At 56.7% G+C, this 16,881-nt stretch carries 17 protein-coding genes; 3 read left to right on the plus strand and 14 right to left on the minus strand.

Annotation, left to right across the window (positions count from 1 at the left end; genetic code table 11):
- Both HMPREF1628_RS03815 and HMPREF1628_RS03820 read left to right on the plus strand, forming a co-directional pair.
- Positions 1 to 405, plus strand: a complete 405-nt coding sequence (locus tag HMPREF1628_RS03815) for a Fur family transcriptional regulator (RefSeq protein WP_034508060.1) — start codon at positions 1 to 3, stop codon at positions 403 to 405.
- A gap of 4 nt (positions 406 to 409) precedes the next feature.
- The gene (locus tag HMPREF1628_RS03820) at positions 410 to 928 is read left to right on the plus strand and encodes a hypothetical protein (RefSeq protein WP_034508062.1); all 519 of its coding nucleotides are present in this window, start codon (positions 410 to 412) and stop codon (positions 926 to 928) included.
- Here the strand turns inward: HMPREF1628_RS03820 and uppS are convergent.
- The 10 genes from uppS to HMPREF1628_RS03870 all read right to left on the minus strand — a co-directional run bounded on the left by uppS (position 925) and on the right by HMPREF1628_RS03870 (position 10,866).
- Positions 925 to 1,689 (minus strand): polyprenyl diphosphate synthase, encoded by a 765-nt coding sequence (gene uppS / locus HMPREF1628_RS03825; RefSeq protein WP_034508065.1) that lies wholly within the window; start codon positions 1,687 to 1,689, stop codon positions 925 to 927. The two genes, HMPREF1628_RS03820 and uppS, sit on opposite strands and share 4 nt — an antisense overlap.
- Positions 1,686 to 2,423, minus strand: a complete 738-nt coding sequence (recO, locus tag HMPREF1628_RS03830) for a DNA repair protein RecO (RefSeq protein ID WP_034508068.1) — start codon at positions 2,421 to 2,423, stop codon at positions 1,686 to 1,688. The genes uppS and recO overlap by 4 nt, the downstream gene beginning before the upstream one ends.
- A gap of 49 nt (positions 2,424 to 2,472) precedes the next feature.
- A complete protein-coding gene (era, locus tag HMPREF1628_RS03835) occupies positions 2,473 to 3,543 on the minus strand; it encodes a GTPase Era (RefSeq protein ID WP_034508071.1) in 1,071 nt (356 codons plus the stop codon).
- A 2-nt stretch (positions 3,544 to 3,545) separates the two neighbouring features.
- Positions 3,546 to 4,835: a hemolysin family protein gene (locus HMPREF1628_RS03840; RefSeq protein WP_034508073.1), complete on the minus strand. Its 1,290-nt coding sequence runs from the start codon at positions 4,833 to 4,835 to the stop codon at positions 3,546 to 3,548.
- Positions 4,828 to 5,301, minus strand: a complete 474-nt coding sequence (gene ybeY, locus HMPREF1628_RS03845; protein WP_034508077.1) for an rRNA maturation RNase YbeY — start codon at positions 5,299 to 5,301, stop codon at positions 4,828 to 4,830. The genes HMPREF1628_RS03840 and ybeY overlap by 8 nt, the downstream gene beginning before the upstream one ends.
- The gene (locus HMPREF1628_RS03850) at positions 5,282 to 6,292 is read right to left on the minus strand and encodes a PhoH family protein (protein ID WP_034508079.1); all 1,011 of its coding nucleotides are present in this window, start codon (positions 6,290 to 6,292) and stop codon (positions 5,282 to 5,284) included. The genes ybeY and HMPREF1628_RS03850 overlap by 20 nt, the downstream gene beginning before the upstream one ends.
- A 36-nt stretch (positions 6,293 to 6,328) precedes the next feature.
- On the minus strand, positions 6,329 to 7,060 hold the full coding sequence (locus HMPREF1628_RS03855; protein WP_034508082.1) for a 16S rRNA (uracil(1498)-N(3))-methyltransferase: 732 nt from the start codon (positions 7,058 to 7,060) through the stop codon (positions 6,329 to 6,331).
- Positions 7,057 to 8,169, minus strand: coding sequence for a molecular chaperone DnaJ (dnaJ, locus tag HMPREF1628_RS03860; protein WP_034508085.1), 1,113 nt, complete (start codon positions 8,167 to 8,169; stop codon positions 7,057 to 7,059). The genes HMPREF1628_RS03855 and dnaJ overlap by 4 nt, the downstream gene beginning before the upstream one ends.
- Positions 8,170 to 8,192: 23 nt before the next feature.
- On the minus strand, positions 8,193 to 9,209 hold the full coding sequence (hrcA, locus tag HMPREF1628_RS03865; RefSeq protein ID WP_034508088.1) for a heat-inducible transcriptional repressor HrcA: 1,017 nt from the start codon (positions 9,207 to 9,209) through the stop codon (positions 8,193 to 8,195).
- Between the two features lie 205 nt (positions 9,210 to 9,414).
- A complete protein-coding gene (locus tag HMPREF1628_RS03870) occupies positions 9,415 to 10,866 on the minus strand; it encodes a L,D-transpeptidase (RefSeq protein WP_052038848.1) in 1,452 nt (483 codons plus the stop codon).
- A gap of 159 nt (positions 10,867 to 11,025) precedes the next feature.
- On the opposite strand from HMPREF1628_RS03870, the gene HMPREF1628_RS03875 reads away from it, so the two are divergent.
- A complete protein-coding gene (locus HMPREF1628_RS03875) occupies positions 11,026 to 11,898 on the plus strand; it encodes a DUF3097 domain-containing protein (RefSeq protein ID WP_084703199.1) in 873 nt (290 codons plus the stop codon).
- A gap of 14 nt (positions 11,899 to 11,912) precedes the next feature.
- Here the strand turns inward: HMPREF1628_RS03875 and hemW are convergent, their stop codons facing one another.
- From hemW to HMPREF1628_RS03895, 4 genes are all read right to left on the minus strand, one after another.
- Entirely contained in the window at positions 11,913 to 13,250 is a 1,338-nt protein-coding gene (gene hemW, locus HMPREF1628_RS03880) for a radical SAM family heme chaperone HemW (RefSeq protein ID WP_034508090.1), read from the minus strand.
- Positions 13,247 to 14,020, minus strand: a complete 774-nt coding sequence (gene trmB, locus HMPREF1628_RS03885; RefSeq protein ID WP_034508093.1) for a tRNA (guanosine(46)-N7)-methyltransferase TrmB — start codon at positions 14,018 to 14,020, stop codon at positions 13,247 to 13,249. The genes hemW and trmB overlap by 4 nt, the downstream gene beginning before the upstream one ends.
- Before the next feature lie 8 nt (positions 14,021 to 14,028).
- Positions 14,029 to 15,873 (minus strand): translation elongation factor 4, encoded by a 1,845-nt coding sequence (gene lepA, locus HMPREF1628_RS03890; RefSeq protein ID WP_034508095.1) that lies wholly within the window; start codon positions 15,871 to 15,873, stop codon positions 14,029 to 14,031.
- A gap of 110 nt (positions 15,874 to 15,983) precedes the next feature.
- The gene (locus HMPREF1628_RS03895) at positions 15,984 to 16,817 is read right to left on the minus strand and encodes a hypothetical protein (protein ID WP_156956869.1); all 834 of its coding nucleotides are present in this window, start codon (positions 16,815 to 16,817) and stop codon (positions 15,984 to 15,986) included.
- Positions 16,818 to 16,881: the final 64 nt, after the last annotated feature.

The following is a 16,881-nucleotide window of genomic DNA, read 5'->3' on the forward strand; positions in this document are numbered from 1 at the left end:
ATGGAAAAGCCCAGACGCAACACGCGCCAGCGCCAAGCCGTAATCGAAGCGATGAGCGAGGCAACCGAGTTTCGATCCGCCCAAAAAATTCACGCCGACATGGTTGCTGCCGGCGAATCGATTGGCCTTGCCACCGTCTATCGTAATCTGCGCACCCTCGCTGAAGAAGGCTCGATAGACACCCTCATGGCACCTGACGGCGAATCCCTGTACCGCGCATGTGGCCACGAATCGCACCACCACCACATCGTGTGCAGGCGTTGCCTATCCAGTATCGAAATCCACGAATCCGACCTAGAGTCGATACTGCAAGCACTCGTCAAAAAACACGGATTTTCTGACGTGGAACACTCAATCGAGATTTTTGGGCTCTGCCCCCAATGCCAAGCCAAGGAAGGTAAGTAGAAAAATGCCTGGAGTTCCTCAGTGGATCGCGGATGGGCCATTCATTGGGATCGCCCTATTCCTCACCATCGTGGTTTTTCTACGCTCGCAGGGCACCTACTGGCTTGGCCGCCTCGGAACGTGGGGTTTTCTCGCTAAATCGGAGCATTCGAGCAAGCCGTGGGTGCGTAAAGTTCGTGCGTGGCTTGAAGGCGCCTCTGTTCAAAAAGGCATCGACGCCGTAGACAAGTGGGGACTGCTCATCATTCCTCTGTCCTTCCTCACCATTGGTTTCCAAACCGTAGTTCACGCCGGTGCCGGAGTGCTTCGCCTGCGCTGGCTAACCTACACTCTTGCGGCAATCCCCGGTTACATCGCATGGGGTTGCCTCTACGCATCCATCGGCATCGGACTATTCAAAACCGGCCAAGCCGCAACCGCTGGGAAAACGTGGGCGCTCGTACTATGCACCACGATGGTGGTCATCATGGGCCTCACCATCTTGAAGCGACGCCACCGGGCCGCAGAAATCGTTGCCGATTAGCTCTCCACCCGATCCACAGCGGAACCAAACCTGCGCTCGCGGCCGGTGAAGGCCAGCACATCGTTCCACAGTTCCTCGCGGCAATACTCCGGCCACGGCACGGGATTGAACGCAAACTCGGCGTAGGCGCACTGCCATAGCAGGAAGTTCGATATGCGCTGTTCACCACCCGTGCGGATCAGTAGATCCACATCCGGCGACGAAGGGGCGTAAAGACGCCGCCCAACCGTGTCTTCCGTAATGCCAGCCGGCTTCAGTTTGCCCGCCTCAACCTCACTCGCAACTTGTCGCATAGCATCGGCAATCTCGGCCCTTCCCCCGTAGTTCACAGCCATGTTGAAATGCAGCTTCGAATTGGCCTTGGTGAGTTCCTGCGCCACCTCCAACTCGCTGATCACCGATTTCCAAAGACGAGGCCGCCTCCCCCACCAGTGGATTGCCACGCCCCACTCATTCAACTCGTCACGGCGCCGGCGAAGCACATCGCGCGAATAACCCATCAGAAAGCTAACTTCCTTGGGTGAGCGTTTCCAGTTCTCCGTAGAAAACGCGTACACAGTCAGGTGCTGCACACCGATTTCGAGGGCGCCCGCAATCGTGTCCATCAGTGCAACCTCGCCGGCCCGGTGCCCCTCAGTGCGCGCCAAGCCGCGCGCATTCGCCCACCTTCCGTTGCCGTCCATAATGATCGCAACGTGACGAGGCACCCCGTCAATCTTTGGAGCCAGATTCGTGCCAGCTCCTGGCGGTGCAACCTTCATACGTCCCCCAAATGTGAGTTGATCAAACTATATGACTTGATACGCCGCTCAACATGCCATTGCACCCACGCGGCAACCAGCCCCGCAGCCTCACGCCGCGCAAAATCGGGCGCCGCATCTGCGCTTTGCCAATCACCCGAAAGCAAATCTCCAAGCAACTGCATCGCTTCCCGCGAAGGCGCTAACGATCCGGGCGGCCTACAAGCCTCGCACACCGCGCCTCCGGCCACCACATTGAACGAGGATGACGGGCCGGGCCTACCGCACACCGCGCAATCCCAAAATGAGGGAGCCCAACCACTCATCGAAATCGCGCGGAGCATAAACGAGTTCATGACCAAATCCGGCGAATGACGCCGATTTGCGAGGGCGTGCAAAGCCCCCAAAAGGAGCAGGTACATAGAGGTATGCGCTTCGTCCTCCGACAATCTCTCCGCGGTTTCCACCATCACGTTGGCACGAGTATAAAGCTCAAAATCACTCGCGATTTGCAGACCGTATGGCCGAAGCGTTTGTGCCTGCGTTAAAACGTCAAGGTTACGCCCCTTATAGAACTGCGCGTCCACAATAGTAAAAGGCTCGAGGCGGGCACCAAACTTCGATGACGTGCGGCGAACTCCTTTGGCCACAACTCTTTTCAGACCGTTCGAGCGGGTGAGCGCCGTGACGATGCGGTCGGCCTCGCCAAGGTCTTGCGTGCGCAAAACGATGGCTTCATCACGGTAAGTCTTCACACCCTCTATTATCCCATAACCGCGCCAACCGCGGCCTAAACGACTAGCTCTAGAACCCTAGCCGCCCCAGCATCTTCGGGTCCTTTTGCCAATCCTTCAAAGTACGAACATGCAGGTGCAGGTATACCCGGCGGCCCAGGTATTCCTCAATACCGCGACGCGCCCGCATCCCAACGTGCTTGAGACGAGATCCGCCCTTGCCGATGATGATTGCCTTTTGCGAATCTCGTTCCACAAACAGGTTCACGTGAATATCAAGCATCGCCGGGTAATTTTGTCCCGGTTTTTTCTGCCTCTCGACAATCTCCTCAACCTGAACAGCCAACGAGTGCGGCAGCTCTTCGCGTACCCCCTCCAAAGCGGCCTCGCGAATAAGCTCTGCAATCATGGTGTCACGAGACTCGTCCGTAACCATGTCACGCGGATACAACGGCGGAGACAGCGGCATACGGCGGGCAAGCAACTCCTTCAACCTATCAATCTGATGCCCCTTGATTGCGGATACCGGAATGATCTCTTCCCAATCACCCAGCTTGTCGATATCCAACAGGTGCTTCATGACTCGCTCGTCAGAAACCGCATCCACCTTCGTTGCCACCGCAATGATTGGCGCTTTAATCCCGCGTAGCTGGCGCGCAATGAAATCATCGCCCGGTCCCACTTTCTGGTCTGCCGGCAAACAGAACAAGATCGCATCCACGCTAGAAAGCGTTTCACGAACCTCGCTGTTCAAGCGTTGGCCAAGAAGCGTGCGCGGGCGGTGATATCCCGGAGTGTCTACGAGGACAAGCTGGTAGTCCTCCCCCTGCACAACGCCGCGCACAGCGTGGCGCGTGGTTTCCGGCCTCATCGACGTAATCGCAATCTTCTGTCCAACAAGAGCGTTCGTGAGCGTGGACTTACCCACGTTAGGACGGCCCACGATGGCGATGAAACCAGCCCTAAACTTTTCGTCGTAGTCAGCCCCAATCAGTCCCGCATCGCACTCATCAGTATCAGAGGGGTCGCGTTGCTCGTTAGGATCATCCTCAATCAACTGAGCGCCTTCAAAGTCTTCATCTTCGAAGTCTTCAAACGCGTTCGGGCCATCCATTAGCTCATCATCAGAGGGGAAACGCACGTTTAGCTCTCTTCTTCTGGTTCATTTTCTAATCTAGTGGCAAGAATAGTGCCCACCTGTCGCCGGCGACCAATCGCTTCCTCCGCCTCAAGCTCAAGGCCAAGCGCTTCAGCCTTCGCTCCGGGCAGAGGAACCTTTCCAAGCGCCTTTTGAAGCAAGCCGCCAACCGAATCGACGTCGTCATCCTCGATGTCCAGCCCCATGAGTTCACCCAATTCGATCACTGGGAACCTGGCTGGCACGCGCCAAACGCCCGGTTCAACCTCTTCGGGCTCCACGACCCGTCGGTCGTGCTCATCCATCACTTCGCCAACGATTTCTTCAATCAGATCCTCGATTGTGAGCAAGCCGGCAATGCCACCCCACTCGTCAACAACCATCACCATGTGAACGCGAAGTTGCTGCATATGGCGAAGCTCATCATCTGCATACAGCATTTCGGGAACAAAATGCGCCTCACGACAAACGTCTCGCACTGGCTTTTCACGATTCTCCGGCCTATCAACAACGCGGGTGACCAGATCCTTGAAATAAAGTATGCCCACGATGTCGTCGGAGGACTCCCCAATTACTGGAATGCGCGAATAGCCCGAACGAATGAATAGACGAATAGCTTTTTCAAGTGTGGTTTCCGCTTGGATGGTAACCATATCGGTACGCGGCACCATGACCTCACGCACAAAGGTGTGGCCCAGCTCGAAAACCGAGCGGAGCATCTCGCGATCCTCGTCCTCAAACCCTTCGGTCTCACCAACCTGGTCAACCACCTCGCGCATCTCTTCGGTCATCTCCGCCCGAGCCTGCGCCTCGGTTTGTTCGGGAGCGGGGAAGAACTTGCGAAGTGAACGCAGGGCCGGCGCGCCCAAACGTCCAATCGAGGCGGTGAGCTCTAGCAGTCCAACCGTGTGCAAAGCCGTTCTTTCCGGATTGCGCCACGCTACCTGTTGCGGGAACACAGAGATGACCGCAAACGCGATCAGCCAGTTTATAGCTAGCGAAGCGAGTAGCACAGCCCACCAGCGCCAACCAGTCTGTGCGAACGCAATGGTAATAGCCACGGCGGCGCCGGTTTGCATCGCAATACGTCCTGCACGTGCAGCTAGAACACTACGACGCCGTTCCTCCACAAGCGCGAGCAAACGTTTAGCGTTCCTATGTCCATCTTCAAGCAGATCATCCACTGCTGCCCGAGAAAGCCTCGCCACAGAAGATTCTGCGGCCACCAGTACCGCGGCAGTAATAACAAAAAGGACTGTTAAAAAAGCTAGCAGTCCGATTGGAATACTACCCATTAGCACGTCCCACTGGGTTCGTTGCCAAGAAAGTCAACAAGAGCTTGCGCTGCAAGCTAAACATCACCTGTTTTTCCTCTTCCTCCGCGTGGTCAAATCCGAGCAGATGAAGAAGACCGTGCACAGTCAGAAGTAGCATTTCCTCAACGGAGGAATGACCCGCCTCTAGCGCTTGCTTATGCGCAACCTGCGGACAGATAACAATGTCACCCAAAATTCCCGGCGGTGTTTCCTGGCCTTCCTTACCGGGGCGAAGCTCATCCATTGGGAAGCTCATGACGTCCGTTGGCCCCGGCAAATCCATCCACTTAACGTGAAGTTCTTCCATCGGCTCTGGATCAATGAACATGATCGAAAGCTCAGCGTCAGTAGAGACGTGTAGCTGGGCCAGCACGTACTCTGCTATGTCGCGAAACTCTGCGATTTCAATATCAACGCCGGTTTCGTTAATGACTTCTACGCTCACGCCTGCCCCGCCTAACTTGCTCGTTTGCTTCGTCGAAACGCTGGTATGCGTCGATTATCTCACCCACCAAACGGTGACGAACCACGTCAGCCGACGTTAGCTGACAAAACTCGATTCCTTCAATGCCCTGCAAAATGCTACGCGCGCTTGCGAGCCCCGATGCCGCTCGGTTAGGTAAATCCACCTGCGTAGCGTCACCCGTCACCACAACTTTTGATCTGAAACCAAGACGTGTCAAGAACATTTTCATTTGCGAAGGTGTGGTGTTCTGTGCTTCATCCAAAATGATGAACGCGTCGTTAAGCGTGCGCCCGCGCATGTATGCAAGAGGGGCAACCTCGATGGTTCCAGCAGCCAGCAGACGCGGAAGCGCCTCCTGATCGACCATCTCGTTCAGCGCGTCATACAAAGGCCGCAGGTACGGATCAATCTTCTCAGTCAGCGTACCGGGCAAAAATCCGAGCGACTCTCCCGCTTCTACAGCCGGCCTCGTCAAAATAATGCGCCTTACCTCACCCGTAAGAAGCGCATTAACGGCCATCGCCATAGCCAGGTAGGTCTTGCCTGTACCCGCTGGACCGATCCCAAACACCACCGTGTTTTGCACAATCATGTCCACGTAGCGCTGTTGCCCCGGCGTTTTCGCGCGGATATCACGACCGCGTACATTCAAAATTGTTTCCGCACTTGCACTTGCCGTGCCTGTTTTCGCCAACAAACCGACCGCATGTTCAACCGTTTGCGCATTCAAATACTGCCCGGAACGTGCTAGGGAAACCAGTTCGCGCACCAAATCTGATGCGAGCGTTACAGACTCGGCCTCCCCCTCAACCGTTATCTTATTGCCGAGCACCGACACGCGGATCCCGCTGAAACTACGTTCCAGACTTCTTAAAACCTCATCCTGGGCTCCAAGGACCGTCACCGGATCAAGATGTTCCGGGATAGTTATAGTGTTCGCCAAGGCCGTCTGCTCATCCGTTTGTTGCATGTTTGAAATACGAAGCTCCTTGCTAGCTCTTTCGTTTCAAATCCTACCGGTTGCAATGTTAAGCGACGTGAGGCCGGCGGCGACGGCTGTGGATACGCGCATAACAATCTCGCCCACCAGCACTATGTTCGCCCCGGCTTGTTTAAACTGTTCGAGTTCCGCATCCGTGATTCCACCCTCCGGGCCAACAACCAGGGCATACTCTTTAGCACCCAGATCGGTAAGGCCAGTTATGGGCTCAGTAGCGCTCTCATGCATGACGATCAGTTGCGTTCCTTCCACCTGGGCGATAGCGGCAGCCGCATTTGCGGCAAACTCCAAGGCGGGAACGCGCGCGCGTCGAGACTGCTTGGCTGCAGCCTGAAGCACGTTTACCCACTTCTGCAGGCCCTTTTCCTGCTTCTTGCCCTGCCAGCGCACGATCGATCGCTCTGCTTGCCACGCGATCACTCGGTCAACACCAAGCTCGGTAGCCATCTCTATTGCCAGCTCGTCTCGCCCATTCTTTGCCAGCGCCTGGATGAGGGTGATGCGTGGGCTGCCCTCTGGTTCAAACACCACCTCATCAATCTGAACGATCACCAAGCTAGATGAGGCTTCTACCAAACGCGCACGCGCCCGCGTACCTCTTCCGTCTACTAGATCTAGACGCTCCCCCTTTTCAATGCGCTTCACCATCACGTGCTTGGCATCTGGCCCGGTAAACTCAAACCGCTCTGCCCGGCTAAGGCCGTCGAGGTCGCTGACGAAGAAAACCGGTGCGGTCATTTGCTGAACTTTTCTTTCAGATTGCTAAAAAAGCCCTGCTGAGAAAATCCGGTTTTGGCCTCCACGGTTTCCTCTCCGCGCACTTTTGCGAGCTGCTCCAACAGCTCTCGCTGCGCGCCGGTCAAACCGGTTGGAACTTCCACATTCACGCGTACGCGAAGATCGCCGCGTCCTCGTCTACGGATACGGCCCACACCAAGCCCCTCAACCTTGACTTCCTGGCCCGGCTGCGTGCCCGGCTGAATCTCAATATCGTGAGCGCCATCAAGGGTTTCAAGCGAAATCGTTGTTCCAAGGGCGGCGGACGTCATCGGCACATACAGATCGGCCACGAGGTCATCGCCCTGGCGGCGAAATACCGGATGTGGCTTCTCGCGGATCTCAATATAGAGATCACCGTAGCCTCCTCCGCCCGGACCGGCCTCACCCTGACCCGACATGCGGATACGCGTACCGTGTTCGATACCGGCCGGCACATCCACAGCGATAGTGCGCTTGGAATGCACGCGGCCCTCACCGCTACATTCTTCGCAGGGCTCAGGAATAATCGTGCCGTATCCGCCACAAGCCGAACACGGCGCCTGCGTCATGATCTCGCCAAGAAGTGAGCGCTGCACCTGGCGAACTGTGCCCGCCCCGTGACACGCAGAACACGTGCGCGGCGAAGTGCCGGGCTTCGCACAAGAACCATCACACGTAGGACAGCGAACGGCCGTGTTAATCGTTACCTCTTCGCGCGATCCGAATGCAATGGTTTCAAGATTTACCTCGAGCGCGGTCAGAATATCTTGGCCGCGCCTACCACGCGGAACCGGGCCTGATCCTGCGCCAGCGGCAGAGAAGAACGTTTCGAACAAGTCACCAAAGCCACCGAAACCGCCCATGCCTCCAAAGCCGGCATTAGTAGAACCACCCATGTCGTAAGTTTGACGCTTTTGCGGATTCGACAATGTCTCGTATGCTACGGAAATCTTCTTGAACGTTTCCTCATGCTCAACTCCCGCAATATCCGGGTGGTACTTGCGGGAAAGCTTGCGGTACGCCTTCTTAATCTCGTCTGCACCGGCGTCGCGCGAAACCCCGAGGATCTCGTAGTAGTCTTCGTTCACCAAAATTCCTTTAATCTTTTCGACTAATTATTACTGTGCAAAAAGTGGGTGAGATACACACCTACCGCGCGCACGGCTGTCATCGCCTTCTGATAGTCCATACGCATTGGTCCCACCACCGCCAAATGGGCGTTGGTTCCTTGCGATCCGTAGGCTCCTGCAACCACAGCGGTTTCCGCGAGGCCCACGTGCGCATTCTCTTCACCAATCGACACTGTTACGTTGCCTTGCGGGACCTCAGAGAATAGGCGCAGGAGCGTAACTTGCTCTTCCAACGCATCCAGGACGGGCACGATAGAACGAGTGAAATCCACGTCGGAGCGGGCCAGGTTTGCCATGCCGGCAACAAGGATCCGTTCTTCACCAGTTCGGTTAGTTAGGTCCGCAACAGTCTGGCAAACAGCGGCGCGGAACTGCTTCTCAGTTGGACCGCCGAGAACAGACAGCGGCGAAAGCAGGCTCGGCAAATCGCGTAGGTCCTGGCCGTGGCACACCTCGTTGATCTGGTCGCGTACCGCATCAATCTGAGCGCCCGTAGCCCCAAAATCAGAAATTACACGCTGCTCGATAGTGCCATCGTTCATTATTACCACAACAAGCGTGCGGTCAGGCCCAAGGTCAACCAACTCTACGCGTACCAGCGTGGCCGAGTCATAGTGCGGATACTGCACGATAGCCACCTGCCGAGTCAGTTGTGCCAGTAGGCGAACCGTTCGCTCAACTACATCCTCAACATCCACTGCCCCGGCAAGAAACGATTCAACAGCACGTTTTTCTGGACCTGACATCGGCTTAATCTGAGTGAGTGAATCAACGAATACGCGATATCCTGCAACCGTTGGAATACGACCAGCGGACGTGTGCGGTTGATAAATGAGACCCGCCTGTTCAAGTGCGGCCATGTCGTTGCGGATAGTCGCTGGCGAAACACCTAAATCGTGACGCTTGGCAAGCGCATTGGAGCCAACGGGCTCACGAGTTGCCACGTAATCAGACACGATTGCACGGAGCACATCAAAGCGTCTCTCCGCTGTTGCCACACCTACTCCTTTCACTGCCGGTCATCGTCTGTAGCACTCAAGCCATCTGAGTGCTAACTCTATTACTTTCAATCCTCATCTTCCACAGCTGACGGGTGAATCGTGGCACTAGACAAAAGTGGGCTCCGCCCTGCCTTCGTTAATTTGAGTTCTCTTGCAAATACAGCGAAAGCCCACCGAAGTGGGCTTTCGCTACGTTTCCGAATCAGTAGTGGCTGACCACTACATTGCCAATCTCACCCCAGTCGTAAAGCCACTTGGCTTCACTAACGGGCATGTTCACACAGCCGTGCGAACCACCCGGACCGCTCCATCCGAAGCTACTGCGCCACGGGGCTCCGTGGAAGGCGTAGCTACCAACGAAGTAGGTAACCCACGGCACGTCTGGCGTTTCATACCTGCTTCCATCTAGGTTTTGCCCGCGCATGGTTTGCGACTCGTACTTCAAGTAAATACGGAACTTACCGGTCACGGTTTCAAGCCCCGGAGCGCCGGGAACCATGGGCACAGGACCGCGCACCACAGTGGCCCCCTCAAACGCTGTCACCGTAGCGTTCGAAAGGTTAATGTCCACCCATTTCTCTCCCGGAGCAGCCTGGTACGCCAAGCTTTCTGCACCCGGAGCAATGAGGCGGGTAGAGAACTGTTGCGGCGTCTCATCGTAGGTAAGTAGGCCCTCGTAGGGCTGACCGGCCTTCAGCGCTTCAATCAGTGCATCGGCGATCGCTTCCAGATTGTTCACGGTGTAGCCGGGCGAGCCTTCTTCAGCGGTAGACACCACGTCGCCGCGCGTATTCACGTTGTGGATACCCTCGACCGGTTCATCGTTTGTGGATGCGGCAGTGTTGACCAGCCACTCTCGCGCCGCTGGGTCGTTCAATACGGGATCCTGAATCTGCTCTCCGTCGGCCTCTATATCCACCCACGCGGCACGTTCTTTGGCTTCAGGAAGAATCTCGCGATTACCCGTAGAAATGACAACCGGGATGGCGATCATCGCGTTAGCCTTGTCGGCCACCTGCTGCGCGCGCTCCGTCCCGATCTTGGGAGCCTCAATACTAGATTCGAAGGATGCCGGCTGCGGGTTCAATGACTTTGCAGTAGCGAGGACCTGATCGGCAATAGCTTGGGTGTCGATGCCATGGCCTTCAACTGCCGGTACCGCAACGAATTCTTCGGCGTCCTCGTCGAACTTTACGGAAGCATTCTGCACCGGCTCACCCAGTTCTGCGATTAAAGAATCGGTGAACTGCGCAATCTTGTCATGGTTCACCTCGACGCTTAGAGGGACATTTGGAGCAGAAAAGAGGCCCAGAATACGCGACCACGCTGTTGCCGAAGGAGCAAGCGCGGCCGAGGCCGTAGCGTCCTCATCGAGTGTGACGCCCAGCTGGGCGAGGCTAAGCTCATGGTCCCGACCATCGACCGTGATGTTTGTCTTGAACTCATCGAAACGCTTCTGCACGTCTTCGGCGACCTCTTTAGCGGTCATACCTGACACTGATTTACCAGCCACTTGCGTGCCGGGAACCGCACGATCGGCGTAATAGGAAGCGTAAGCCGCCGACGATCCTCCTAGAACCACAACAACGGCCGCAATCGCGGCAAGAATCCACTTCAACGTGCGAGACATAAACGAAACCTCACGAAGCCTCACTCAATTTTCCACAAACATTCTTTATTGTCCGATGTAAATGTATTTCTCTCAATCGAAAAACACTTGTTTTATGTTGGTGTTGATCACCTTTTGCCGCGTACTTCGCGCCGCGCGCATGCCTTCCACACATTCTTGGTGCTTTTCGCTTAGTCTTCCGGTGTGATTGACCGCTATGGATCCGATGTTTTAGCTTCCGACCCTCACCGCGATGGGCCGTTTGCGACCCGCGCTCGACAAGTTCCGATGCCTGCCGAGCGCGGCCTGGTAGTGGAAGACCCAGTTTCCGGGTTTGTAGGCGCCGTCATCCGAGTAGAGAAGTCTGGCGGAATGCACATTGTGGAACTGGAGGACAGGCGAGGAGCTCGCCGCTCCTACCCCCTCGGCGGCGGTTTTTGGGTGGATGGCAAGCCAGTTGAGTTAGTTATGCCCGCACCCAAAGCGGCTCCAGAGATGAAACTTACGGCCTCGGGCTCGAAAGCAGTGAAACTAAAGAGAGCTCGAGTGGCGGTGCCATCACGCATTTTCGTGGAGGGCACACACGATGCGGAACTGGTGGAGAAGGTGTGGGGCGATGACCTGCGTGTGGAGGGCGTGGCCGTGGAATACCTCGAGGGCGTGGACAACCTAGAGGACGTGCTGGAAGTTTTTGGACCCTCACCCACTTCTCGAGCAGGCGTGCTGGTGGATCATCTTGTGGATGGATCCAAGGAGTCACGCATTGCGAGTGCCGTTATGCAGCGTTGGCCGGGCGATGTCCTAGTGGTTGGACACCCGTTTGTGGACATATGGCAGGCGGTGAAACCAGCGCGTGTAGGGCTGAAAGCCTGGCCGAACATTCCGCGCGGCACCGATATTAAAGTGGGAACGTTGCGTGCCCTGGGATTGCCGCACGAGACCCGCGAAGACATTGGCCTGGGTTGGCAGGCGATTTTGGCGCGCGTGCGAGATTATCGCGACCTCGAACCCGCACTACTTGGCCGCGTAGAAGAGTTGATTGACTTCGTCACTGTCGGCGGCGCCGAACAGATCTGAGGTAGCTGAAAAACCTAAACCGTGAGCTCACGCGTCACGTAGTCTGCCAGCAAGCGACCTTGGAGCGTTAGCTTCACGATCCCTGCACCCGCGGCCCCCTCTTCAATCAAACCTTCATCTATGAGCACAGGCACGCGCCCACGAACCTGCGGGGAAATGCTGGAGATTGGGATCCCATCAGCGGTGCGGATGCGAAGCATGACGGCTTCGAGAACGCGGTCAGACTCCTCCAAAATCTCTCCTGCCTGCGCAGGAGATGCGAGTGGTGCCAAAGGGCGGGGTGCGGCTGCGGTGTCTAAATCTGCAACGATGCCCGCTTCCGTGCCAGCGGAACACGCCCCAAGATTTGCAGAGCCGCCCGCGAGCGCATCAGCCCATGCGCGTGGATGCTTGCGATTCCACCAGCGAACGTCACCCACGTGCGAGTGCGCTCCGGGCCCAATACCCCACCAGTCCCAGTCGAACCAGTAGGCCAGATTATGACGCGAAGCGTGTCGCAGGTTGGTGCTTCCCGCCGCCTCGCTGTCCTCTAGCTTTGCCCAGTTTGAAATCTCGTACCACGCGTATCCTGCCTGCTCCAAGAGAGCGTCTGCAAGCTCGTATTTTTCGGCTTCGTCATCCGGGTCGGGCATGGCGAGTTCGCCGCGCCTCACTTGAGCCCACATTTTCGTGCCTTCTTCAATGACGAGGGCGTAGCAAGAGATATGATCGGGCTGCAGTTCAATAGCGGTTTCAAGCGATGTCTTCCAATCGGTAAGCGACTCGCCCGGAGTGCCATAAATGAGGTCAACGGATGCATCTAGGCCGGCCTCGCGCGCCCATTTCACCACGCGCGGCACCTGCTGCGGAGTATGGCTACGGTCTAGGGTTCGAAGCACATGCAAGGCTGCGGATTGCATTCCGAAAGACACGCGGGTAACGCCGGCGCGAGCAAGTTGTTCGAGACCTGCCTGGTCGATTGTGTCCGGGTTAGCCTCTACGGTCACTTCCGCGCTTGGGTCAAGGGCAAAGCTGTCTTTCACATCCTGGAGGATCTGCCCGATTTGGCTCGCCTGTAGCAAGGTGGGGGTGCCTCCACCAAGAAAAATGGACTTAACCGGTTCGTGGTTGAAAGGGCGGAGCCGATCTGCGGCAAGCCTTACTTCTTTACTTACCGAGTGGTGATAACTGTCCTTGTCAGCACCTTGACCAAATCCAACGGTGTAGGTGTTGAAGTCACAGTAGCCGCAACGAACCGTGCAAAAAGGTACATGAATGTAGAGGGCCAAGTTTTTACTCGGCGTCCCAACCAGCTGCGGGTCAAGGTGACCATCGCTAGGCCAGGAAACACCGTCGGGTAGCTGCGGGCTCAATTGGATTCCTCGCGCGGCAAGCGACGTACCACGAGGTCGTGGGCGCCGCGCCCCTCCATCTGCCCACGTTCCTCGAAACGCGTTAAGACACGATCTTCAAACCGAGGAGCAAAACCGCCTCTTTCCGGCTGTGGATCTTCTGGATCCGGACGCTCACCCAAGTAGAGATTCTCGAAGTATTCGCACGCCTCGATCACGTCACGCATCTGCCACGCGTAGTCATCCCAATCGGTGGCCAGGCGCCACACTCCGCCGTCTGCCAGCAGATTCGCGATGGTCAAAGCAAAAGCGTCATTGACCAGGCGACGCTTACGATGTCGTGCCTTCCGCCACGGATCAGGGAAGAACGTCCATACCTCAGTAGCGCTCGCCTGTGGCATCATGATGGGAAGAGCCTGCGCGGCGTCAACCTCGATAAAACGGATGTTATCTACACCCTGCGAAACGGCTCGTGAAATACCTTTCGCAATGCCTTGCGCCCACACTTCCACACCCAACATATTGACCTGCGGATGTTCCTTCGCATAGGCGACGATCTGTTCACCATTGCCCGTGCCGATCTCAACGATCAGAGGCGCTTGCCTCCCAAACTCGCCGGCAACGTCAAGGCGGTAGGACTCGTCAATAGTTGTGTATCCCCCATCGCGCGGCACCTCGATCACATACTTATCCGCATGCTTTTCGAGGGTGCGCTGGGTGGATGCGTGCAACGTGCGACCACGGCGGGCAAACGACTTAGTGCGCGCCATGTAAGGCGTGTTTTGCGCCATCGGCTCTCCTACGGCGCCTCGGAAGTAAGAGCAGAGATGAACGCCTCTTGCGGAACGTCCACGCGCCCGATCGACTTCATGCGCTTCTTGCCTTCCTTCTGCTTTTCAAGCAGCTTTCGCTTACGCGAAATATCGCCGCCGTAACACTTGGCAAGCATGTCCTTGCGCAACGCCTTGATCGTTTCGCGGGCAATAACTCGCGAACCGATCGCCGCCTGAACCGGCACCTCAAACTGTTGCCTTGGAATCAGTTCCTTGAGCTTCTTGGTGAGCTGCACGCCGTAAGCGTAAGCAGCGTCGCGGTGCACAATCGCAGAAAAAGCGTCAACCTGCTCGCCGTTCAGCAAAATATCTACTCGCACCAAGTCCGAAGCCTGCTGGCCTGCCGCCTCATAATCGAGGGAAGCGTAACCACGCGTACGCGACTTGAGCGAATCGAAGAAGTCAAACACGATCTCGGCAAGAGGGAGCTTGTAGTGAAGCTCAACGCGATCCTGCGACAGGTAGTCCATGCCACCCATCTGGCCGCGGCGCTCCTGACACAGCTCCATAACGGGCCCCACGTAGTCCGAGGGGGTGAGAATCGTTGCCTGCACCACGGGCTCGCGCGTCTCCTGCACCTTGCCGTCAGGGTATTCGGATGGGTTGGTCACTTCAATCACGGTGCCGTCTTCAGCGGTGACCTCGTAGATTACGTTCGGCGCTGTAGCGATCAGGTCCAAGTTGAACTCGCGCTCAAGGCGCTCGCGCACGATCTCCAAGTGCAGCAAGCCAAGGAAGCCACAACGGAAGCCGAACCCGAGAGCGGCGGAAGATTCTGGCTCGAACGTCAAAGCAGCGTCATTTAGCTGGAGCTTTTCAAGGGCCTCGCGCAGGTTTGTGAAGTCCGAGCCGTCAATCGGGTAAATACCCGAATACACCATCGGCTTGGCATCCTCGTAGCCCTCCAAAGCTTCGGTGGCGCCGCGGATAGCAGTTGTGACCGTGTCACCAACCTTCGACTGGCGCACGTCCTTCACGCCCGTGATGATGTAGCCTACCTCGCCCGCGGCAAGCCCCTCAGTTGGGATAGGTTCTGGCGAGATTACGCCGATTTCGAGGATTTCGTGGTTGGTGCCCGTGGACATCATCGAGACTCTCTCGCGCGGCGACAAGCGCCCATCCACCATTCGCACGTACGTGACCACGCCGCGGTAGGTGTCGTAAACAGAGTCGAAAATCATGGCGCGAGCAGGCGCCTCTTCAACGCCCGAGGGGGCGGGAACCTGCTCGACAATTGCATCCATCAGCTCGGCAACGCCCTCGCCCGTCTTTCCGGACACGCGGAAAATTTCGCTCTCATCCACGCCCAAAAGTCCAGCGATTTCAGCTGCGTACTTTTCCGGCTGCGCGGACGGCAAATCGATCTTATTTAGCACGGGAATAATGGTGAGGTCATTACCCATCGCCATATACAGATTTGCCAGAGTTTGCGCCTCAATGCCCTGCGCAGCGTCGATTAGCAACACCGCTCCCTCACACGCCGCAAGAGACCTGGAGACCTCATAGGAAAAGTCGACGTGACCGGGCGTGTCAATCATGTTGAGCGCATACGGCTCTCCATCAACCTGCCACGGAATGCGCACGGCTTGCGACTTAATGGTGATGCCGCGCTCGCGTTCAATATCCATACGGTCGAGATACTGGTCTCGCATCACGCGCTGTTCCACAATGCCACTGTTTTGAAGCATGCGGTCGGCAAGCGTGGACTTACCGTGGTCAATGTGCGCAATGATGCAGAAATTGCGGATTCGAGACGGATCGGTGTGAGCCGGCTGAATCAATTTGTTTTGGGCTTCTAAGATCTTGGCCACCCGGACCTAACCTTTCTGAACTGCAGTTACTCCCAATTGTCGCACTATTGGGGGCGCCAGCCGAATTATCGGGCGAACATCACTAAACTAGCGGCATTCCCCGCCGCGATCTAGCGGTTACCCGGGCCGCGCATCGGACTGTTCTCGCGAAAGCGTTTCGCTGCGTTCAAAATCTCGATCTGGCGCTCGTTGTACGCGGCGGTAGGCTCAACCGGAATAGGGGCATTTAGGTCCATGAGGCCACCTGGCCCCGGCTGCGCCAAGAGCACCCAGTTGGCGTAGTTCAAGATTTTTGCCGAGGAGGTGAAATGCTCCTCCTGCCAAATAGGAAGTTCAGCCTCTTCCAAGTTGGCGTGACGGTTCGGAACTTCTACACCCACGCGGCGCGCCCGCACGGCTATCACCGACGGCATCAGTTTGGTTCCAATCCATGCGAGCACGAGGATAGCTGCCACCACGCCCGCAACCAGTCTGATTGTGGAAGCCACCGGCCCGGTCAACCCTCCCGTTGAGAAGAACGCGAGGAATCCAACCATGAACGCCACTATTAAGAACCACTGGCCGTGGGTTTCAAAGGTCCAGTTAAGGTCCACCATTCGTTGCAAAGTTGGATCAACCGGGGCGTCTTCTGCTTCGTCTTGTTCGAACGCCTCTTCGACGATCTGCAAAGCTGCGGCCAGAGGTAGTGCGCGATCACTCCACTCCCGAAATGCCGCTCCTCCCTCACTCTGCTGCCACTGTTCGAAATCACGGCGCTCAAACGGCGTCATTTGCGCCACCGCTCCCTCAAAATCGGTGCGAAACTGCGAACCCATGTGCAAGATGGTGGCCGTATGTGGATCGTTGCGCAGGCCGATTGGGCGCGCCAGCGTAATGGCCGGCGTGTAAATCACTTTCATTGCCGAACGCACTGCCGACATTGAGATTAGATTCAGGTTCTCCAAGTGTCCTCCCAGACAAGAGGGCTTAAAATACAGGCAACACAATCAATCTAAACCATTTGCGAAG

Origin of the sequence: Actinomyces sp. S4-C9 (assembly GCF_000758775.1) — a bacterium.
GTDB classification, from domain to species: Bacteria; Actinomycetota; Actinomycetes; order Actinomycetales; family Actinomycetaceae; genus Gleimia; species Gleimia europaea.

What these genes read in the sequence shown, in the direction of transcription:
- HMPREF1628_RS03815 (WP_034508060.1), top strand. Translation starts at nt 1, where the DNA reads ATGGAAAAGCCCAGACGCAACACGCGCCAGCGCCAAGCCGTAATCGAA.
- HMPREF1628_RS03820 (WP_034508062.1), top strand. Translation starts at nt 410, where the DNA reads ATGCCTGGAGTTCCTCAGTGGATCGCGGATGGGCCATTCATTGGGATC.
- uppS (WP_034508065.1), bottom strand. Translation starts at nt 1,689, where the DNA reads ATGAAGGTTGCACCGCCAGGAGCTGGCACGAATCTGGCTCCAAAGATT.
- HMPREF1628_RS03840 (WP_034508073.1), bottom strand. Translation starts at nt 4,835, where the DNA reads ATGGGTAGTATTCCAATCGGACTGCTAGCTTTTTTAACAGTCCTTTTT.
- HMPREF1628_RS03850 (WP_034508079.1), bottom strand. Translation starts at nt 6,292, where the DNA reads ATGCAACAAACGGATGAGCAGACGGCCTTGGCGAACACTATAACTATC.
- HMPREF1628_RS03855 (WP_034508082.1), bottom strand. Translation starts at nt 7,060, where the DNA reads ATGACCGCACCGGTTTTCTTCGTCAGCGACCTCGACGGCCTTAGCCGG.
- trmB (WP_034508093.1), bottom strand. Translation starts at nt 14,020, where the DNA reads ATGGCGCAAAACACGCCTTACATGGCGCGCACTAAGTCGTTTGCCCGC.